The organism is Shinella sp. HY16 (assembly GCF_028534175.1).
GTDB lineage: Bacteria > Pseudomonadota > Alphaproteobacteria > Rhizobiales > Rhizobiaceae > Shinella.
Genome location: NZ_JAHYXL010000006.1, coordinates 59,088 through 77,235 on the forward strand (window position 1 = coordinate 59,088; position 18,148 = coordinate 77,235).

The following is an 18,148-nucleotide window of genomic DNA, read 5'->3' on the forward strand; positions in this document are numbered from 1 at the left end:
ACCCTTCCGCGTATCACCTGGAGGAGGGGAACATGACACAGACGATCAAACTCGACCGGACGCTTGGCCTGTGGTCCGTCGTATTGTTTGGCCTTGCCTATATGACGCCGATGATCGTGTTCGGCACGTTCGGCGCCCTGGCATCGGCAAGCCAGGGAACCACGGCGATGGCCTATTTCATCGCGGCCCTCGCGATTTTTCTGACTGCGGCGAGCTACGGCGTAATGGCGAGGGTCTACCCGGTTGCCGGATCCGCCTATACCTATGCCCGCAGGTCGCTGAATTCCGGCGTCGGCTTCCTCGTCGGCTGGGCGGTGTTGCTCGACTACTTCTTCCTTCCGATGGTGATCTGGCTGATCGGCGCGGCCTATCTCACCGCCGCCTTCCCGGCGGTGCCGGCCTGGATGTGGATCGTCGGCTTCATCGTGCTGACCACGGCCATCAATGTGATCGGCATCGCCTTTGCGAACCGGGTCAACGTCGTGCTGATGCTGGTGCAGCTTTCGGTGCTGGTGGCCTTCGTGGCGCTTGCGGCCCGTTATGTCGCCGCGCTGAACGGCGCGGGCGGGCTTGCCTCGGTTCGCCCGTTCTTCGAGGCCGGTGTGCCCTTCAGCGCATCCGTCGCCGGTGCGGCCATCGCGGCCTATTCGTTCCTCGGTTTCGATGCCGTCTCGACGCTGACGGAGGAAACACGCGAACCCACCCGCACCATGCCGAAGGCGATCATGATCATCGCCGTGATCGGCGGCCTGCTCTTCACCGGTTCGGCCTACATCACGCAGCTTGCCCATCCGGGCGGCACCTTCGCTTCGGTCGATTCCGCTGCATCGGAAATCGCACTGATGATCGGCGGAGACCTTTTCGTCACGGTCTTCCTCGCAACGCTCGTCGTGGCGCAGTTCACCTCCGGCCTTGCTGCGCAGGCGAGCGTCGGCCGGTTGCTCTTCGCCATGGGCCGTGACGGCGTCCTGCCCGCCGGCCTCTTCGGCAAGCTGCATGAGACGTGGCGCACGCCGGTGCTCAACCTCGTCTTCGTCGGCGTCGTTGGCCTGCTTGCGCTGACGCTTGATGTGACGACGTCGACATCGTTCATCAATTTCGGCGCGTTCCTTGCCTTCACTGCAGTCAATGTCTCGGTCATCGCGCTTTACTTGAAGGGCAATGCCATCGTGCGGCCGCTCGGCCCTGTACTCGGGCTGGCCGTCCCTGCGGCGGGCGCGCTGTGCGACCTGTTCCTGCTGTGGAATCTCGACAGCCATGCCAAGCTGCTCGGCGTGCTCTGGCTTGCCATCGGCATCGCCTATCTTGCCTATCTCACCCGTTTCTTCCAGCTTGCCCCGCCGGAGGTGGAGTTCGTCGAATAGTCAGTTGCGGCTTAGGAAGAGATGGAAGAGTTCTGCCTGGCTGGAAATGGTGAGCTTGGCATAGGCCTGGCGCCGGTGCACCTTCACGGTGTTCGGCGAGAGGCCGAGCGTGGCGGCGATGGAGTAGGTGGAGTGTCCCTTGAGGATGAGGGTTACGATTTCCAGCTCCCGCTTCGACAGGAGCGGGTGGCTGATCGCCGCGGCCGCCTTCGCGTCTTCATCCGGCGGCGTGAAACGACCGTGCCAATGCCGCTCGGCAAGCGCGCGCACGACGGGTGCCGCGCTTTCCAGCCGGGTGATGTCGCGGCGGGAGAATGCCGTCACCGTACCGATGCGCGACAGCGACAGAACCGCATCGGCATGGCGCAGTTTCAGGACGAAGCCGATCTCGTCGACAATGCCTGTCGCCTGGTAGTGGCGGCGGTAGTATTCCGTCTCCGTAAAACGGTCGGGGGCAAGCCGCCGCATGATAAGGATGCCCTGGTGCGGGCTGTTGCGGACCGCATCGTAGAACGGGTCGAGAATGTAGGCGCCGGCAAGATAATGATCGACGATGGTGGTGCGGTCGCCGACGATGCGGTCGTTGTCGAGGTCGAAGGCCTTGCCGCCCGGCGCATAGGCAAAGCCGTTCATCATCTCGAAGGCGACGAGGTGGCGGAGCGCCTGTTCCAGCGCCGCGGGAAAACCCGGCTCACCGAGCACCGCAACAGCCGCGGCAAGGCTGGCGTTCCACTGGTCGATATAGGCCTGTGCCCCTGCTGCCACGATCCTTCCCCGCTCATCGAAGCCAAGACCTAGCACGGAGTCCGCCGTCATGCAGACAGTTTCTCACCGCCATCCGCTCGACCTGCCGGCAACGGACATCGCCTCCGGCATCCGTGCTGGGCATTTTTCGGCCGAGACGGTGGTTGTCGAATCCCTTCGGCGCGCAAGGAGCGTCAATGCGGCGCTGAACGCCTTCACACTGCTGCGCGAGGAGGCGGCATTCGCTGCCGCGCGCGCCGCGGACCGGCAGAGGGCCGCGGGCGGGTTGCTGCCGCCCCTTCTCGGCGTGCCCTTTGCCGCTAAGGACCTGACGCCGACCAGGGGCGACCTCACGACGCTCGGCTCCTGGACGCGCGGGGACTGGGTGCCCGGAGAAAGCGCCGTCTGCATCGCGCGGCTGGAGGCGGCCGGCGCGATCCTCATCGGCAAGACGACGACACCGGAATTCGCCCATTCCAGCTTCACCGCCAGCCCCCGCTGGGGCGTCACACGCAATCCCTGGGACCCGGCGCGCACCTCCGGCGGCTCTTCCGGCGGTTCGGCGGTCGCCGTCGCCGCCGGCGTCGTTCCCTTCGCCGAGGGCACGGACATGGGCGGCTCGGTGCGTATCCCGGCTGCCTTCACGGGTACGGTCGGTCTCAAGCCGAGCCTCGGGCGCATTCCCATGACCATCCTGCCCAGCATGTTCGACAGCATTTCGCATTTCGGCCCGCTTGCCCGCACGACCGGTGATGCCGTTGCCTTCATGGCCGCGGCGGCGGGGCCTGACGACGCGGATATCTTCTCGCTGCCTCTCTCCTTCTCTTCGGAAAAGGCGCAAGCCCGCCCGCTGGAAGGTCGCCGCTTCGCCTTCTCGCTGGACCTTGGCTACTACAGCGTCGATGCGCGGGTGCGGGCGGTGATCCTCTCGGCGATCGATGCGCTGCGGGCGGAGGGGGCCGTGGTCGAGCCCGTCGAGCTTGGCTGGACGCGGGTCGTCAACGACCAATGGTACGATCTCTGGTGCGTGTTCATGGCGGCCTTCTTCGGCGAGGCGCTGGAGGACTATCGCGCGCGGATGGATCCGATCGTCGTGGAACTTATCGAGCGTGGCCAGACCTTGAATGCTGTGGCGTACAAGCGGGTGGAACTGCTGCGCACGCGGATGTGGCAGGATCTCGCCGCAGTGCTTTCCCGGTATGACGGACTGCTCTGCCCGACCTGTGCCGTCACGGCTCCCGCGGCAGATGCCGACGACAACGACTATATCGCGGACCTGCCGGACGGGCGTTTCCGCGGTCTCGACATGACCTGTCCGTTCAATCTCCTGCCGCAATGCCCGGCCCTGTCGCTGCCGGCCGGGCTGGCGGACGATGGCATGCCGGTCGGCCTTCAGCTCATCGGCCGGCGCTATGCCGACGAAGACGTCCTGTCCATGGGTGGCGCGATCGAGCGGGTGTTGCGAACAGCCGGCGCGACGGCCGCCCGGCCACGCGACTGGTTCTGAACGTCACGCGTCCAGCGGGACGGCATTGGGGGTAATTCCCCGCCTCAAAGCAAATCCGAACTCAAAATCGCTGGGCGTTCTTGCCGGGATTTTTAGAGGTTCGACAGCCACTCCTGGAGATCGGCCTCGGCCTTCTCCAGTGCGCTGTAGTTCAGGAGCTTGCGCAGGAGCGCCGTGGTGACGGCGCGGGTGCGCAGGTTGAAGCGGGCGTCCTCGCTGTCCTCGCCGGTCGACTGGTAGACGTCGAGCTTGTCGTAGAGCTGTTGCAGGCGGTTCTGCACGCTGCGGAGCGAGAGGTTGCGGCGGCGGGCGATGGCCCTATCCGTCAGGCCGAGGGCGATATCGATGAGGATTTCATATTCGGAATCGGTGAAGCCGTTCGTCTGGCCGAGGCTCTTTTGCTGCACGCCACGGATTTCGCGGTCGATCACGCACTGGCTTTCGACGAAGATCGAGCGTAATGCGAGTTTCAAGCGCTCGTCGGACGCGGACTTCAGCACATAGCCATAGGCGGCGCCGTCGGGCACGATGCGCGAGACGCCGCGCACATAGGCTTCGTCGGAGTAATTCGACCAGAAGAGGATGCGCGTTTCCGGCCGCTCCTTCCAGATCGTGCGCGCCGCCTCGATGCCGTTGCGGGTCGTCATCTGGAGATCCATGACGATATGCGCGGACTTGTGGTCGCGCGCGAGCTTTTCGCCGGAAAGACCGTTCTCCGCCTCGATCACGGTCTCGCATTCCGGCAGCGCCGAGCACACCGCCTCGTGCAGGTAGGAACGATGCAGCGGATCATCCTCCACGATCAGGACTTTCATCACCCGTTCCTCCTTCGCATGGGGCTCCCGCGCCGCGTTCCGGGGCGAGGGGAAGCCGGACCGTTACGGTCGTGCCGCCGTTGTTGCGCCCCGTGCCGATCGTGCAGGTCGCCGAGATCAGCCGGGCACGCGTCTTCATGTTCTCGACGCCGCTGCCGATGCGTCCGCGCGGGCGCACGACGCCGCTGCCATCGTCCGTCACGTCGAGCACGAGACTTTCGGTCTCGACGCGCAGGCGTACGGCGAGTGTCGCCGGCTTGGCGTGCCGGACGGCATTGTTGATCGCCTCCTGCGCGATGCGGAAGAGGGCGACGCTGACGGTCGGCTCCAGCCTGTCGAGTGCGCCGGCCGTCTCGTCGGCGAGCGCCCAGCGGATCGGCATGCCGCTGTCGCGCACTGAACGGTCGAGGTGGTTCTCGACGGCCTGCGCAAGGCCGAAGAGCTGGAGGACGGAGGGTTTCGCCTGCTCGATGATCTGGCGGAGATCATGCATGCAATGCTGCAACGAGCGCGACACCGGCTCCAGGGCGTCGGGGCCGATTTCGCCGCTCAGCGAAAGCTGCTCGACGCGGCGGGCGAGGCGGGTGAGATCGGCGAGGGTCTGATCGTGCAGGTCCATGCCGATGCGTTGCCGTTCCTGTTCGAGCGCCTCCGTCAGCCGCAGCGCGCCGAGGCGCAGGCCCTCTTCCCGCGCGCGGGCCTCCGCCTCGACGATGGCGGAGCGCTGCGCCTGTTCGGCGGCGCGTAGCGCGAAGAAATAGGGCGTCAGCAGGTCGGCGATGACGCGGGCGTGCTCGACGTCGTCGAGCGAATAAAGCCCGGCCGTTCGCGACGAACAGGAGAGGGCGGCGATGATCGCGCCTTCCACCTTCATCGGCACATGGATGCGGCTGCGCAGCGACTGTTCGTCGATCGGCGCGCGGAAGGCGCCCTCGAAGCGGAAGCGCGGATCGACGGTGGCGTCGTCGCTGAGAAGGTAATCGACCTCGTTCCAGAGCAGGGAGCGGATGGGGCTGTAGACGACGGGCGCGCCTTCGAGGTCGCCCCAGGCGGTGTCGATCCCGGTCTCGTAGGCCGTGTGGTAGTTGCCGTCCTCCACCAGCACGCAGACGTCGAGATGATCGTGCGGGATGATATGTGCGACCTCGTTGGCGACGGAACGGATGGCCGAGCGGAAATCGAGCTGGCCCGCGAGCAGCCGCGAAATGCCGAGATAGTGCTCGAAAAGCGTGGCGGGCGCGAGTTGCAGCATGGGCGAAAATCCTCCCGGCGGCGGCCTCCCATGCCGTCGCCGCCCTCCAGTAAGCGCCGACAAGCATAGCCGCGTCTTGCGGAAACCCGCAACTTCTCGCGCAAATCCCGCAAATGTCTTGCCGAACCGCGCCTGTACAGCCCCCTCGTTCTCCCGCATCCTGCCTTTGCTGAGAGGAGGAAGCTCAGCGGACAACGATTTCGATCCGGCCAACCGGATCCTGAGGGAGAGAGACAGATGGGAATTCGTAAGATGCTTCTGGCATCGGCCGTCGCCGCGTGCGTCGCCATGCCCGTTTCCGCCTTCGCCGACACGTCGGGCAAGAAGATCGCCCTTTCCAACAACTATGCCGGCAATTCCTGGCGTCAGGCCATGCTGACGAGCTGGGACAAGGTGACGGGCGAGGCCGTGAAGGCTGGCGCGGTTGCCGCCGCCGATCCGTTCACCACCGCCGAGAATCAGGCGACCGAGCAGGCCGCGCAGATCCAGAACATGATCTTGCAGGGCTATGACGCCATCGTGGTCAACGCCGCCTCGCCGACGGCGCTGAACGGCGCGGTCAAGGAAGCCTGCGATGCCGGCATCACCGTCGTCTCCTTCGACGGCATCGTGACGGAGCCCTGCGCCTGGCGCATCGCCGTCGACTTCAAGGAAATGGGCCGCAGCCAGGTCGAATATCTCTCGAAGAAGCTGCCCGAGGGCGGTAATCTGCTCGAAATCCGCGGTCTTGCCGGCGTCTTCGTCGATGACGAGATCTCGGCGGGCATCCATGAGGGCGTAAAGCAGTTCCCGCAGTTCAAGGTCGTCGGCTCGGTGCATGGCGACTGGGCGCAGGACGTCGCGCAGAAGGCCGTCGCGGGCATTCTGCCGAGCCTGCCCGAGATCGTCGGCGTCGTTACGCAGGGTGGTGACGGTTATGGCGCGGCGCAGGCGATCGCCGCGGCCAAGCGGCCGATGCCGGTCATCGTTATGGGCAACCGCGAGGACGAGCTGAAGTGGTGGAAGGAACAAAAGGACGCGGGCGGCTACGAAACCATGTCCGTCTCCATCGCACCCGGCGTTTCCACGCTCGCCTTCTGGGTCGCCCAGCAGATCCTTGACGGCAAGGAGGTCAAGAAGGACCTCGTCGTGCCGTTCCTGCGCATCGACCAGGACAATCTCGAAGCCAATCTCGCCACCACCCAGGCGGGCGGCGTCGCGAATGTGGAATATTCGCAGGCCGACGCCATCAAGGTCATCGAAGCCGCCAAGTAAGGCCTCCCGGCGCCGCGCGGTCGCCCTGGCCGCGCGGTCTTTTCCAGCACAGAAGCGATGGCCAATGACGGGTGAGATGCGGAAACCGGTGATCGCGGTCACCGAGGCCCGGGTGAGTTTCGGGGCGGTCAAGGCGCTCGACGGCGTGACGCTGTCGATCCTGCCGGGCGAATGCGTCGGTCTCGTCGGCCACAACGGTGCCGGCAAGTCGACGATCGTCAGCGTCATCAACGGTGGCCTGACGCCGCACGATGGCGGCGTTGCGGGCGAGGACGGGGCGATCGTGCGCTACGGCATCACCGCGGCGCGCGCCCGCGGCGTGCGCTGCGTCTTCCAGGAACTGTCGCTCTGCCCCAACCTCACTATCGTCGAAAATGTCCGGCTGGTGCACCGTTCGCTCGGTGGCTTCGGCTGGCGGCGGCGGGCGCGGGCGGTCATCGAGGCGAGCCTTGCCACGATCTTCCCCGGCCACGGCATCCGGAGCGACCGCACGGTCGGCGAACTCTCCATCGCCGAGCGGCAGATGGTCGAGATCGCCATGGCCTTTTCCGATGCGGGCGTTGCGCCGCGTCTCGTCATCCTCGATGAGCCGACCTCTTCGCTCGATGCCAGCCTTGCCGAACAGATGCTCGTCCATGTCCGCCGCTTCGTCGCGGGCGGCGGGTCGGTTATCTTCATCTCGCACATCCTGAACGAAATTCTTTCGACCGCGGACCGGATCGTCGTGATGAAGGACGGCCGCATCGTCGCGGAGCGGCCGGCAGCGGATTTCTCCGAACGCAGCCTCGTCGAGGCTATGGGCAGCGTGGTGAAGGGCGAGGCCCATCGCCGCGCCGCGCGCGACCTTGCCGGTGCGCCCGTCGTGCTGGAGCAGAGCGGGCGCGGCCTGCCGCTCGTTGCGCGGACCGGCGAGATCGTCGGGCTTGCGGGCCTCGCCGGCCATGGCCAGACCGAGATGCTGATGGCGCTGCATGCGGCGCGAAGCGGCGCCTGGCTGCCGGCGCGCGATCCTGCCGTCACCTTCGTCGCCGGCGACCGCCGCCTCAACGGCGTGTTCGAACTCTGGAGCATCTTGCGCAATTTTTCCATCGCCTCGCTCAGCGACATGACGAGGAGCGGCGTGGTGCGGACCGGCGAGGAGGAGGCCCGCGGGGCGGACTGGAAAAAGCGCATCGAGATTCGCACGCCGGATATGGGCAACCGCATCCTGTCGCTTTCCGGCGGCAACCAGCAGAAGGTGCTGTTCGCCCGGGCGCTTGTCACCCGCGCGCCGGTCGTGCTGATGGACGATCCGATGCGTGGCGTCGATGTCGGCACCAAGCAGGAGGTCTACGAGATCGTGCGCCAGGAGGCCGCAAATGGCCGCACCTTCGTCTGGTACTCGACGGAGATGGAGGAGGTCTGCCTCTGCGACCGCGTCTATGTTTTCCGTGAGGGCAAAATCGTCGCCGAACTCTCGGGCGACGCTGTCAGCGAAGCCAACATCCTCGCCGCCTCCTTCGAGGGAGCGGCCGCATGAGGATGTCCAGTGATGCACTGCGCCTTCTCATTCCGGCGCTCTCCCTGACCGTTCTTCTCGCCGCCGTCTTCTGGCTTCAGCCGCGGGCGATGAGCTATGTCGGCCTCAACCTCCTGTTCAATCTCGCCGTTCCGATTGCGCTCGCCACCATTGCGCAGATGCTGATCATGGCGGTCAACGATCTCGACCTTTCCATGGGGGCCTTCGTCAGCTTCGTCGCCTGCGTGACCGCCACCTTCCTGCGCGATGCGCCGCTCCTCGGCGTTCTCATCCTCGCTGGGGCTGTCTCAGTCTACGCGCTGATCGGCGTCGTCATCCACCTGCGCAACCTGCCGTCCATCGTCGTCACGCTCGGCATGAGTTTTGTGTGGGCGGGGCTTGCCGTGCTGCTGCTGCCGGCGCCGGGCGGGCAGGCGCCGGATTGGGCGCGCGCGCTGATGACGATGAAGCCGCCGGTCGCGCCGATGGCGATCGTCGCCAGCATCGTCATCGCCGTTGTTGCCCATCTTCTCGTCATGCGCTCCTCGCTCGGCGTGCTCGTGCGCGGGGTCGGCGGCAACCAGCGCTCCATCGAGCGTGCCGGCTGGTCGGTGATTGCTGCCCGGGCGGCGGCCTATGGGCTTGCCGGCCTTTTTGCCGTGCTTGCCGGCATCGCGCTCGTCGGGCTCACCACCTCGGCGGACGCCAACATTGCGCTGCGCTATACGTTGCTCTCGATTGCCGGCGTCATCCTCGGCGGCGGTGAATTCATCGGCGGTCGCGTCTCGCCGGTCGGGGCTGTCATCGGCGCGTTGACGCTGACGCTGGCCGGCTCGTTCCTCTCGTTCCTGCGCATCTCGCCTGATTGGCAGATCGGCGCACAGGGCGCGATCCTCATCGTCGTGCTGGCGCTTCGCCTCGTCCTCAACCGCATCGAGGTGAGGGAGACGCGGCGATGACCCTGTTCCGCCATCTTGCGCAGAAGAGCTGGATCTGGTCGTGGATCGCCGCCTTCGTCGTCTGGCTTGCGACGATCTCCGTGACCGGCGGCGCAAGCGCGGTCGGCCTCACCCAGGCCGCTCTCACTTTCGCCGCCTTCTCCATCATCGTCGGCATCGGCCAGATGTTCGTCATCACGCTCGGCCCGGGCAATATCGACCTCTCCGTGCCCGCCACCATGACGCTCGCCGGCACGGTGGCGCTGAAGCTGATGAACGTCGAGAACGGCATGATCCTGCCGGGCCTCGCCGTCGCGATCCTCATCGGTGTCGCCGTCGGCATCGGCAACTATGTGCTCATCAAGACGCTGCGCATTCCGCCGATCATCGCGACGCTCTCGATGAGCTTCATCGTGCAGTCGACGGCGATCTGGACCAACCGGGGCCTGCGCATCAAGCCGCCGCCCTTCCTTGCCGAGTTCACGACGGCCAGCACCCTCGGCGTGCCCAATGTGGCGCTCATCGCGCTCGTCCTCTCGCTCGTCGCCTGGCTGCTCCTCGAAAAGACGCTTTACGGCCGCTGGACCTCCGCCATCGGCCAGAGCATGCCGGCGGCGCGCATGGCCGGCATTCCCGTCGATGGCGTGCGCTTCGTCACCTATGTCTTCTGCGCGGTGCTCGCCGCGCTTGCCGGCTACCTGCTCGCCTGCTTTTCCGGCGGCGCGGCGCTCAACATGGGCTCGGAATATCTCCTGATGTCGATCGCCGTCGTGGTCATCGGCGGCACGGCGGTGGCGGGCGGCGATTCCAACGTGCCGGGCGTCTGGGGTGCCTCGCTCTTCATGTTCCTCGTCGTGTCCATGCTCAACACTTACGGTCTCGGCGCCGGCGTGCGCCTCATCATGACCGGTCTCATCATCATCAGCGTCATCATGCTTGCGGGCGGCCGCCGACCCGGCGCCCGGTAATCCAGGAACCCAGCCATGGCCTCCGATTCCCCTTTCGAAATCCACGATCCGCGCTTCCTGCACCTGATCGTCAGCAGCGCGCGGCTGGAAGAGCTTCATACCGGCTGCCGCTGGGCGGAAGGCCCGGTCTGGTTCAGCGACGCCAACCAGCTCCTGTGGAGCGATATTCCCAACCAGCGCATCCTGCGCTGGACGCCGGAGGGCGGCGTCTCCGTCTACCGACAGCCGTCCAATTTCGCCAACGGCCACACCCGTGACCGGCAGGGCCGCCTCGTCTCCTGCGAACACGGCCTGCGCCGCGTCACGCGCACGGAGATCGACGGTTCGGTCACCGTGCTTGCCGATAGCCATCAGGGAAAACGCCTCAATTCCCCCAACGACGTCGTGGTGAAGTCGGACGGCTCCGTCTGGTTCACCGACCCGACCTACGGCATCCTCTCGGACTACGAGGGCTACCGGGCCGAGCCGGAGCAGGCGGCGCGCAACGTCTATCGCCTCGACCCGGAAACCGGCGCGATCGAGGCCGTCGTCAGCGATTTCGCCCAGCCCAACGGCCTCGCCTTCTCGCCGGACGAGCGCACGCTCTACATCGCCGATTCCGCCGCGAGCCACGATCCCGCGCTGCCGCGCCATATCCGCGCCTTCGATGTGATCGATGGCCGCCGCCTTCAGAACAGCCGCGTCTTCTGCCACATTGATGCCGGCATTCCCGACGGCATCCGCACCGATATTCTAGGCAATCTCTGGTCCAGCGCCGGCGACGGCGTGCATTGCTTCGACCCGGCAGGAAAGCTCATCGGCAAGATCCGCGTTCCCGAGACCGTCGCCAACCTGACCTTCGGCGGCCCGCAGCGCAACCGGCTCTTCATCACCGCGACCGCCTCGCTCTATTCGGTCTACCTCGCCGTGTCGGGTAGCCAAACCCCCTGAAGGGCCTTGTCGCAGCACCAGCGGTTCTCTTCCCGATCGTGTCATCCGGGAACGGGCGAATCCGGCGCAGCTTTCGGCTCCCGCTGCTCGCTTGTAAAATCGAGGAAGGCGGCGACGAAATGGTCGAACACCGCCGCGACCCGCGCCACGGACCTCAGATCCTCATGGGCGACGATCCAGATGTCCATGGACGCTGCCACCACATCGGGAAAGAGGCGGCGCAGGCCCGGGTCCTTCGATCCGACGGCGATCTGCATGATGGTGATGCCGAGCCCCGCCCGAACGGCGGCGATCCGTGCCGGGTGGCAGTCCGTACGCAGCGCGTAGCCGGCCGGGCTGATGTCAGGCACTGCTGCCGTGCCGAGCTGCAGGTCGCTGGCCGTGCGATCGGGGCCGACGATGTCGTGGCCGGCAAGGTCGGCGATCGTCTGCGGCCAGCCCCGCCGTTCCAGATAGTCGCTGCTTGCGAAGAAACCGAGCGGCATCGCTCCGACCTTCCGGGCGATCAAGGCGTCCTGCTCCGGGGCGAAGGCCCGTATGGCGATATCGACCTCCTGGCCGAGGAGATCGGCCGGCCTGTTCGACACCTGCAGTTCGACGGTAAGGGCAGGATAGGCCCGACGCAGGGCGACGAGCATCGGCGGCACCACCTCAAGCCCCATCGTCTCCGATACGCTGACCTTGACAGCGCCGGCGATCTCGCCCGGCGGGGCGCTGGCCCGGCGAACGAACACATCCGAGGCGAGTGACATTGCGCGCGCCGGCGCGACGAGTGCGCGCGCCCCGTCGGTCGGGATCAGGCCGTTCACCGAGCGGCTGAACAGCCGCGTGTCCAGCGCTGCCTCCAAGCCGGCGATCCAGCCGCGAACGGTGGGTTGCGATACGCCGAGCCGCCGGGCGGCGCCGGAAAGACTACCCTCTTCGATCACGGCCAGAAAAGCCCGCTGATGATCCCAGGAAACGATCGTGCTCATAAGAAAGATACTAGCAGCTCAAGGAAATCTGGCAATTTTATTCAGGTTGCCGGTGATGGCATGGTGCTCCGCAGCCAACAACAGCGCCCTTCGGAGCAAGACCATGTCCGTCAGCCGATCCTCAGGCACCCCGCTTCCACTTTCCCTCAACCGCCGTTGGGGGTGGGGCCTCGTCGCGGCTGCGGCGATTGCCGTCGGCCTCTATGCCGTTCCGCCCTATCTTCTGCTCGATCCGCTGTTGAGCCGCATACCGCTCAACCTGGCCTTCCCCTCGCACCTGAGCTGGCTGTTCCTCCATGCCGCCTCCGGCGGCCTCGCCCTGTTGATCGGTCCGTTCCAGTTTCATCCGGCCCTGCGCGCGCGCTGGCCGCAGCTGCATCGGCTGGGCGGCAGGGTCTATCTCGCCTGCATCCTGGTGGGCGGGATCGCGGCCGTTCCCGTCACGGTCATGACCACGGCGGGGTTTGCCGCGCAGGTCGGGTTCGGCCTTCTCGTCGTCGCCTGGCTCTATTCGGCCTTCCATGCCTATCGGGCGGTGCGCGAGCGCCGCTTCGCTGATCATCGCATCTGGATGATCCGGAACTATGCGCTGACCTTCGCGGCCGTGCTGCTGCGTGTGATCCTGATCGCGGGCATGGTCGCCATGCCGTTCGTTCCGTCGCTCTCGTTCGAGCAGATCTACATCGTCAGTATCTGGGGCTCGATCACCGTTTCGGCGCTCGCCGCCGAATGGTTCATCATTACCACCGCAAGGGGCGGGGCATCGTTCACGGCGCGTCCAGAAACTCCATGATGATGCCGGTTGTATAGTCGGCAAGCCTGCTGCCCGGCCTTGCGGCCAGCACCTCGCCGAGATAGCCGCCGTGCCCGCCCGGCAGGACGACGAGCTGGGACCCGTGAATGGCCTTGCTGAGGGCGGCGATGTGCTCGACCGGCGCGACATCCTGGTTGGCTTGCAGGATCATCGTGGGAGCCTTGATGGTGGCGAGGTCCGCCTCGGTCCACCCCTCGAACGAGAGGATGTTGTGCATCAGCTTCGGCGTCAGTTCGGCAAGGGCGTCGGGGTCTGGCGCGACGGCGAGATAGGCATTGCGATAGACCTCTGGCAGGTCCGCCGCGTTCGCCGTCCTGAAGGACCGCAGCAGTTCGGGATGGATGCCGTCGCGGCGATAGTAGACCGACGCCACCACCAGGCGCCGGACGAGACCCGGATGGCGCATCGCCATTTCCATGGCAATGCTGCCGCCGTTGCTGAACCCGAGTACATCCACCGGACCAACGCCGAGCTTGCGGACAAGGGCGGCCGTGTCGTCCGCCATCTGCCGGAAGGATAGCGGCCGGTCCACGTCTGCCGTGTGGCCGTGCCCCTGCTGCTCCGGGGCGATCACGGTATGGTTCTTCGCAAGCGCCGGGAGGATGGCGCCGAAGGTGGTCCGGATGGTGGACCCGCCGCCATGCAGGATCAGCAGGGGCCTGCCGTTACCATGCACCTCGTAGTACATCCTGAGCGGACAGATCCGGGCATAGCTGCTCTCGGCCCTTGCGGCGTAGCCTGCCGTGGAAAGCGCGGCAAAGGCGAGGAACAGGTAGGCGGCGCTCCGCCTGGCCGCGCACTCAATGCGCATGGACCGTTTCCCGTTCGACGACGGCGACGAGCCGGTCGTAGCCTTCTTCCGTGCCCTGGATACGCTGTTCGCGGGTGCCGCCGGTCAGGAAGGCTGCCTGCTCGGTGACGGTGGCACGCGTGGTCGCGCCGAGCGGCTTCAGCTCCACGGTGACGAGGGACGCCGAGAGCCTTTGCCCGCCAAAGGTCATTTCATAGGCATAGATGATCCGCCGACCGGGTTCGATGTCGAGATAGAAGGCCTGGAACGTCAGGTCCTTGCCCTCGGGCGTGCGCCAGTGCTTGCGCTCTGCGCCGCCGACCCGGAAGTCGAATGCTTCCTCCAGCACCGTCCAGTCGGCATGGCAGGCGTTCCAGAGGGCCTTGAGCCGCGGATCCGCCCAGAACCGGAAGGCGTGGGCGGGGCTGCCGGGCAGGTCGCGCTCGATCGTGAATGTCGTATGTTCCAGCTCGGTCGGGATCATGATTGTCTCTCCTCTTCGTCGATTTCCTGCATGGCCGCGGCAAGGCGATCAAAGGCGGCATGCCAGGCCGCCTCCCGGCTGTGGGCCCATTCGCCGATGGTCCTCATGGCCTCGACCTGCAGGCGGAAGGTTCGCTCGCGGCCACGCTTGCGCGAGGCGACGAGCCCGCCTTCCTCCAGCACTTTCAGATGCTTGACGGCCGAGGGCAGGCGCATGCCCAGGGGCTCGGCAAGCTGCTTCACCGTCGCCGGCCGGAGACTGAGGCATTCCACCATGGCCCGGCGCCCGGGGTCCGACAGCGCCAGGAACATGCGATCGAGCGTGGGTTGCTGCATCTGGCATTTCCTGTATTGGTTTCCTGTTGTGGAAACTATCAGGGCAAGCTCTCCTGTCAAGACTGTTTCCTTGATGGGAAACTATTTGTGTGTTCTGTTTTCGGACGGGCCATTTTCCAGGGCATTGGGCCCGTCGCGGGCTGGCACTTGACAGGTCGCAACGAATAAACTTAACATGTTAATGGATTGGCGCCCTGATGAGGAGAGACGGGCGCTTCATCGGACCAGGCGTGGCCGGCGCCGCCGGAAGTATGGGCTTGCGGGGCGGGTCGACATCGGATTGACAGGGAGGAGATTACGATGCTGAGCAGACGGAACTTGATGAAGACCGGCGGTGCGCTGCTTGCGGCGCCCTTCATCCTCGGTGCGGGGAGCGGCCGGGCCCAGAGCGCAGTGACGCTGAAGCTGCACCATTTCCTCCCGCCGGCGTCCAATGTCCATCAGCGGCTTCTGATGCCCTGGGCCAAGGCCCTGGAGGAACAGAGCGGCGGTGCTCTGAAGGTCGATATCTTCCCGGCCATGCAGCTGGGTGGAAAGCCGCCGCAGCTTTACGACCAGGCGGCCAACGGTGTTGTCGATATCGTCTGGACCCTGCCGGGCAACACGCCCGGGCGGTTCCCGTCTACCGAAGTGTTCGAGCTTCCCTTCCTTGCCGCAAGAGAAGCAACCGTCAATGCGCAGGCCTGCCAGGAATACGGCCAGACCCAGGTCCTGAAGGAGGCGGGCGACACCCAGCTTCTGTGCTTCTGGGCCCATGATCACGGGCTTATCCACACCAACAAGGAGATTAAGTCCGGTGCCGATCTGGCCGGCCTGAAGCTCAGAAACCCGACGCGCCTTGCCGGCGAGGCGCTGGCCGCGCTTGGTGCGACCCCGGTCGGAATGCCTGTGCCGCAGGTGCCGGAAGCGCTGGCCCAGCGGGCGATCGACGGCTGCGTCATCCCATGGGAGGTCGTGCCCTCCATCAAGGTGAACGAGCTCACCAAGTTCCACACCGAAATCCCCGGCTCGCCGACGCTCTACACCGCGACGTTCTTCCTGGCGATGAACAAGGGCAAGTATGAGGGCTTGCCGGCCGACCTGAAGGCGGTTCTGGATGCCAACAGCGGCATGACCTTCGCAAAGAAGGCGGGCGAGATGTGGGACACCGTCGGCGCCGAAGTGCGCGCTTCCATCGAGTCTTCCGGCTCGGGCACGATCGGCACGATCAGCGAGGAGGAGAAGGCGAAATGGGTGGCGGCAACGCAGCCCGTCCACGGCAAGTGGATCGAGGACATGAAGGCCAAGGATCTCGATGGCAAGGCCCTGATTGACGCTGCGCAGGCGCTCGTCAAGAAATACTCGAGCGCCTGACGGCGCCGTCTGTCCTGTGCGCGCCCGGACCGGCGCCATCGCAACTCAAGACCTGGGGCCGGAATGACGGAAGACATGGGAAACGAGGGCGCGGTGGCCGCTGCGCCGCTGCGCCGCGGGATCGAGCGGCTGGCTGGCTGCCTTGCCTTTATCGGCGGCGTGCTGCTCTGCCTTGCCGCGGGGCTTGTGACGGTCAGCGTGCTCGGGCGGTGGCTTTTCAATCGGCCGGTGCCTGCCGACTATGAACTGGTGGAGGTCGCGATCGGCGTCGCGGCCTTCTCGTTCCTCGGATACACGCAGGCCCGCAACGGGCACATCGCCGTCGATACCTTCACCCTGGCCCTGCCGGGGCGTGTCACGCGGCGCATCGATGGCCTGTGGGACCTGTTGCTGGCCGCATGCCTGGCCTTCTTCGCCTGGGGGCTCTTCACCGGTGGTCTGGAGGCGCGGCAGTACGGAACCACGCTCATCCAGCTGCCCTGGCCGATCTGGCCCGTCTACCTGGTCTGCGCCGTGCTGGCGGGGCTTGCATCCGTCATTGGCTTGTCCGTCGCCCTGTTGAAGATCGGAGCTGGCCGATGAGCGGCTTTGCCATTGCCTTTGTCGGCTTCGCGGCCATGCTGGTCCTGATCGCCGCCAGGATGCCGATCGCCCTTGCCATGCTCGCGGTGGGTGCCGCCGGTTATGCCTATCTCTCCGGCCCGCATGCGCTGGTCTATTATCTGCAGACCAACACCTACAGCCAGTTTGCCAGCTACACGCTGTCCGTCATCCCGCTCTTCATCTTGATGGGCGCGCTCGCCGAACAATCCGGGATCGCGGCGACCCTGTTCCGGGTGGCGGAGCGCGGGCTAGGGCGGTTCAAGGGGGGCATGCCGATGGCGGTGATCGCGGCCTGCACGGGATTCGGCGCCATCTGCGGCTCTTCGGTCGCAACCACCGCGACCTTCGGACGGGCCGCGCTGCCGGAGCTGCGCCGCGCACGGGTCGATGCCGGTTTCGGTACCGGGACGATCGCTGCCGGCGGTACGCTCGGCATCCTCATTCCTCCCTCGGTCATCCTCGTGATCTATGCCATCACGGCCGAGCAGAATATCGCCAAGCTGTTCCAGGCGGCCCTCGTGCCGGGCTTGCTGGCGGCAGCCTTCTATATAATCGCGATTGCGGTGGTCGTCCGGCGCAAGCCGCACGTCGCCCCGCCGGTGAGCGTGGCCGATGTCGCAGCGACGCCCCGGCCGTTCTGGGCCCGGCCGGCTGGTGCGGTCGTGCTCGTCGGCGATCTTGCCGGCTGGATGGTGGGTGCGCTCGGCACGGTCGGCGGGATTCTGCTGGCCATCTTCGGGTTGCTCCTGCTTGTCGCGGATTTTGCGATCGTGCCCGCCGCCGTCATTGCCGTCACGGTTGTCGGCGGCATCTATGGCGAGGTGTTTACCCCCACGGAGGGCGCCGCGGTCGGTGCCGCGGTCACGCTGGTGATCGGCCTCCTGCAGCGCACGCTGAGCCTTGGCGCGCTCAAGAACGCGTTGCTTCAGACGGCGGAAACCAGCGGGATGATCTTCCTGATCCTGCTTGGCGCAGAGGTCTTCGGCGCCTTCCTCGCCCTCACCCAGATGCCGGCGATGCTTGCCGCCATGGTCGGGCAATCGGGCCTGCCGCCCTATGCGGTCATCTGCGTCATGCTTCTGACCTATATCGTCCTCGGCGCGGTGATGGATGAGCTGGCGATGATCCTGCTGACGCTGCCCGTCTTCATCCCCATCGTGATGACGCTCGACTTCGGCATGCCGCCGGACGACGTCGCCATCTGGTTCGGCATCCTCGTTCTCATCGTCGTCGGTATCGGCCTGTCCGCCCCACCGATCGGGCTCAACGTCTTCATCATCAACAAGCTGGCCTCCGACGTTCCGATCGTGCAGACCTACCGGGGCGTGATGCCGTTCGTGATTTCCGATCTGGTGCGGCTGGCCATCGTCACGCTGTCGCCGGGCGTTGCGCTGACGCTCGTGCGGCTGCTCAATTAGGTAGGGAGGCTCCTTTAACCCACTGCGTTGCAGGAGCAACGAGGGCGAGCGCGGCCGTCCTTGCCGTGGCTGCAGTTTCAGCAGACGCCGCGCGCGAGGCGGCCCTG

18 protein-coding genes are annotated in these 18,148 nt (G+C 66.0%); 11 read left to right on the forward strand and 7 right to left on the reverse strand.

Features of this window, described 5'->3' with window-relative positions:
• Positions 1-32 precede the first annotated feature (32 nt).
• Complete coding sequence (locus K0P03_RS31980) at positions 33-1,364, forward strand: APC family permease (protein WP_272791778.1); 1,332 nt, start codon at positions 33-35, stop codon at positions 1,362-1,364.
• Here the strand turns inward: K0P03_RS31980 and K0P03_RS31985 are convergent, their stop codons facing one another.
• Positions 1,365-2,180 carry a helix-turn-helix transcriptional regulator gene (locus K0P03_RS31985; RefSeq protein WP_051758635.1) on the reverse strand — a complete coding sequence of 272 codons (816 nt, stop codon included), beginning with the start codon at positions 2,178-2,180 and terminating at the stop codon, positions 1,365-1,367.
• On the opposite strand from K0P03_RS31985, the gene K0P03_RS31990 reads away from it, so the two are divergent.
• Positions 2,179-3,615, forward strand: coding sequence for an amidase (locus K0P03_RS31990; protein ID WP_023516572.1), 1,437 nt, complete (start codon positions 2,179-2,181; stop codon positions 3,613-3,615). The genes K0P03_RS31985 and K0P03_RS31990 overlap by 2 nt on opposite strands.
• Before the next feature lie 92 nt (positions 3,616-3,707).
• Here the strand turns inward: K0P03_RS31990 and K0P03_RS31995 are convergent, their stop codons facing one another.
• A complete protein-coding gene (locus tag K0P03_RS31995; protein ID WP_023516573.1) occupies positions 3,708-4,430 on the reverse strand; it encodes a response regulator transcription factor in 723 nt (240 codons plus the stop codon).
• Positions 4,405-5,682, reverse strand: coding sequence for a GAF domain-containing sensor histidine kinase (locus tag K0P03_RS32000; protein WP_024270478.1), 1,278 nt, complete (start codon positions 5,680-5,682; stop codon positions 4,405-4,407). The genes K0P03_RS31995 and K0P03_RS32000 overlap by 26 nt, the downstream gene beginning before the upstream one ends.
• A gap of 237 nt (positions 5,683-5,919) precedes the next feature.
• Between K0P03_RS32000 and K0P03_RS32005 the strand changes: the two genes are divergently transcribed.
• From K0P03_RS32005 to K0P03_RS32025, 5 genes are all read left to right on the forward strand, one after another.
• Positions 5,920-6,936 (forward strand): ABC transporter substrate-binding protein, encoded by a 1,017-nt coding sequence (locus K0P03_RS32005; protein WP_272791779.1) that lies wholly within the window; start codon positions 5,920-5,922, stop codon positions 6,934-6,936.
• A gap of 64 nt (positions 6,937-7,000) precedes the next feature.
• A complete protein-coding gene (locus tag K0P03_RS32010) occupies positions 7,001-8,455 on the forward strand; it encodes a sugar ABC transporter ATP-binding protein (protein ID WP_024270477.1) in 1,455 nt (484 codons plus the stop codon).
• On the forward strand, positions 8,452-9,393 hold the full coding sequence (locus K0P03_RS32015; protein ID WP_272791780.1) for an ABC transporter permease: 942 nt from the start codon (positions 8,452-8,454) through the stop codon (positions 9,391-9,393). Before K0P03_RS32010 ends, K0P03_RS32015 begins: the two co-directional genes overlap by 4 nt.
• Positions 9,390-10,340 (forward strand): ABC transporter permease, encoded by a 951-nt coding sequence (locus K0P03_RS32020; protein WP_272791781.1) that lies wholly within the window; start codon positions 9,390-9,392, stop codon positions 10,338-10,340. Before K0P03_RS32015 ends, K0P03_RS32020 begins: the two co-directional genes overlap by 4 nt.
• Positions 10,341-10,355: 15 nt before the next feature.
• Positions 10,356-11,270 (forward strand): SMP-30/gluconolactonase/LRE family protein, encoded by a 915-nt coding sequence (locus tag K0P03_RS32025; RefSeq protein WP_023517080.1) that lies wholly within the window; start codon positions 10,356-10,358, stop codon positions 11,268-11,270.
• Between the two features lie 41 nt (positions 11,271-11,311).
• On the opposite strand, the gene K0P03_RS32030 is transcribed toward K0P03_RS32025, so the two are convergent.
• Positions 11,312-12,244: a LysR family transcriptional regulator gene (locus tag K0P03_RS32030; RefSeq protein ID WP_024270267.1), complete on the reverse strand. Its 933-nt coding sequence runs from the start codon at positions 12,242-12,244 to the stop codon at positions 11,312-11,314.
• A 103-nt stretch (positions 12,245-12,347) separates the two neighbouring features.
• Here K0P03_RS32030 and K0P03_RS32035 point away from each other — a divergent pair, with 103 nt between their 5' ends.
• The gene (locus K0P03_RS32035; RefSeq protein ID WP_023517257.1) at positions 12,348-13,037 is read left to right on the forward strand and encodes a DUF2306 domain-containing protein; all 690 of its coding nucleotides are present in this window, start codon (positions 12,348-12,350) and stop codon (positions 13,035-13,037) included.
• Here the strand turns inward: K0P03_RS32035 and K0P03_RS32040 are convergent.
• From K0P03_RS32040 to K0P03_RS32050, 3 genes are read right to left on the reverse strand one after another with little or no spacing between them, the layout of a single operon-like run.
• Entirely contained in the window at positions 13,012-13,869 is an 858-nt protein-coding gene (locus K0P03_RS32040; RefSeq protein ID WP_272791782.1) for an alpha/beta fold hydrolase, read from the reverse strand. The genes K0P03_RS32035 and K0P03_RS32040 overlap by 26 nt on opposite strands.
• On the reverse strand, positions 13,859-14,332 hold the full coding sequence (locus tag K0P03_RS32045) for an SRPBCC family protein (protein ID WP_272791783.1): 474 nt from the start codon (positions 14,330-14,332) through the stop codon (positions 13,859-13,861). Before K0P03_RS32045 ends, K0P03_RS32040 begins: the two co-directional genes overlap by 11 nt.
• Complete coding sequence (locus K0P03_RS32050; RefSeq protein WP_272791784.1) at positions 14,329-14,667, reverse strand: ArsR/SmtB family transcription factor; 339 nt, start codon at positions 14,665-14,667, stop codon at positions 14,329-14,331. Before K0P03_RS32050 ends, K0P03_RS32045 begins: the two co-directional genes overlap by 4 nt.
• Positions 14,668-14,967: 300 nt before the next feature.
• Between K0P03_RS32050 and K0P03_RS32055 the strand changes: the two genes are divergently transcribed.
• The 3 genes from K0P03_RS32055 to K0P03_RS32065 all read left to right on the forward strand — a co-directional run bounded on the left by K0P03_RS32055 (position 14,968) and on the right by K0P03_RS32065 (position 18,041).
• A complete protein-coding gene (locus tag K0P03_RS32055) occupies positions 14,968-16,020 on the forward strand; it encodes a TRAP transporter substrate-binding protein (protein ID WP_272791785.1) in 1,053 nt (350 codons plus the stop codon).
• A gap of 63 nt (positions 16,021-16,083) precedes the next feature.
• Positions 16,084-16,602, forward strand: coding sequence for a TRAP transporter small permease (locus K0P03_RS32060; protein WP_081870545.1), 519 nt, complete (start codon positions 16,084-16,086; stop codon positions 16,600-16,602).
• Entirely contained in the window at positions 16,599-18,041 is a 1,443-nt protein-coding gene (locus K0P03_RS32065; protein WP_272791786.1) for a TRAP transporter large permease, read from the forward strand. Before K0P03_RS32060 ends, K0P03_RS32065 begins: the two co-directional genes overlap by 4 nt.
• The last annotated feature ends 107 nt before the right edge of the window (positions 18,042-18,148 follow it).

What these genes read in the sequence shown, in the direction of transcription:
- K0P03_RS31995 (WP_023516573.1), bottom strand. Translation starts at nt 4,430, where the DNA reads ATGAAAGTCCTGATCGTGGAGGATGATCCGCTGCATCGTTCCTACCTG.
- K0P03_RS32025 (WP_023517080.1), top strand. Translation starts at nt 10,356, where the DNA reads ATGGCCTCCGATTCCCCTTTCGAAATCCACGATCCGCGCTTCCTGCAC.
- K0P03_RS32000 (WP_024270478.1), bottom strand. Translation starts at nt 5,682, where the DNA reads ATGCTGCAACTCGCGCCCGCCACGCTTTTCGAGCACTATCTCGGCATT.
- K0P03_RS32055 (WP_272791785.1), top strand. Translation starts at nt 14,968, where the DNA reads ATGCTGAGCAGACGGAACTTGATGAAGACCGGCGGTGCGCTGCTTGCG.
- K0P03_RS32010 (WP_024270477.1), top strand. Translation starts at nt 7,001, where the DNA reads ATGACGGGTGAGATGCGGAAACCGGTGATCGCGGTCACCGAGGCCCGG.
- K0P03_RS32020 (WP_272791781.1), top strand. Translation starts at nt 9,390, where the DNA reads ATGACCCTGTTCCGCCATCTTGCGCAGAAGAGCTGGATCTGGTCGTGG.
- K0P03_RS32050 (WP_272791784.1), bottom strand. Translation starts at nt 14,667, where the DNA reads ATGCAGCAACCCACGCTCGATCGCATGTTCCTGGCGCTGTCGGACCCC.
- K0P03_RS32035 (WP_023517257.1), top strand. Translation starts at nt 12,348, where the DNA reads ATGTCCGTCAGCCGATCCTCAGGCACCCCGCTTCCACTTTCCCTCAAC.
- K0P03_RS31985 (WP_051758635.1), bottom strand. Translation starts at nt 2,180, where the DNA reads ATGACGGCGGACTCCGTGCTAGGTCTTGGCTTCGATGAGCGGGGAAGG.
- K0P03_RS32005 (WP_272791779.1), top strand. Translation starts at nt 5,920, where the DNA reads ATGGGAATTCGTAAGATGCTTCTGGCATCGGCCGTCGCCGCGTGCGTC.
- K0P03_RS32030 (WP_024270267.1), bottom strand. Translation starts at nt 12,244, where the DNA reads ATGAGCACGATCGTTTCCTGGGATCATCAGCGGGCTTTTCTGGCCGTG.
- K0P03_RS32040 (WP_272791782.1), bottom strand. Translation starts at nt 13,869, where the DNA reads ATGCGCATTGAGTGCGCGGCCAGGCGGAGCGCCGCCTACCTGTTCCTC.
- K0P03_RS32060 (WP_081870545.1), top strand. Translation starts at nt 16,084, where the DNA reads ATGACGGAAGACATGGGAAACGAGGGCGCGGTGGCCGCTGCGCCGCTG.
- K0P03_RS32015 (WP_272791780.1), top strand. Translation starts at nt 8,452, where the DNA reads ATGAGGATGTCCAGTGATGCACTGCGCCTTCTCATTCCGGCGCTCTCC.
- K0P03_RS32065 (WP_272791786.1), top strand. Translation starts at nt 16,599, where the DNA reads ATGAGCGGCTTTGCCATTGCCTTTGTCGGCTTCGCGGCCATGCTGGTC.
- K0P03_RS32045 (WP_272791783.1), bottom strand. Translation starts at nt 14,332, where the DNA reads ATGATCCCGACCGAGCTGGAACATACGACATTCACGATCGAGCGCGAC.
- K0P03_RS31990 (WP_023516572.1), top strand. Translation starts at nt 2,179, where the DNA reads ATGCAGACAGTTTCTCACCGCCATCCGCTCGACCTGCCGGCAACGGAC.
- K0P03_RS31980 (WP_272791778.1), top strand. Translation starts at nt 33, where the DNA reads ATGACACAGACGATCAAACTCGACCGGACGCTTGGCCTGTGGTCCGTC.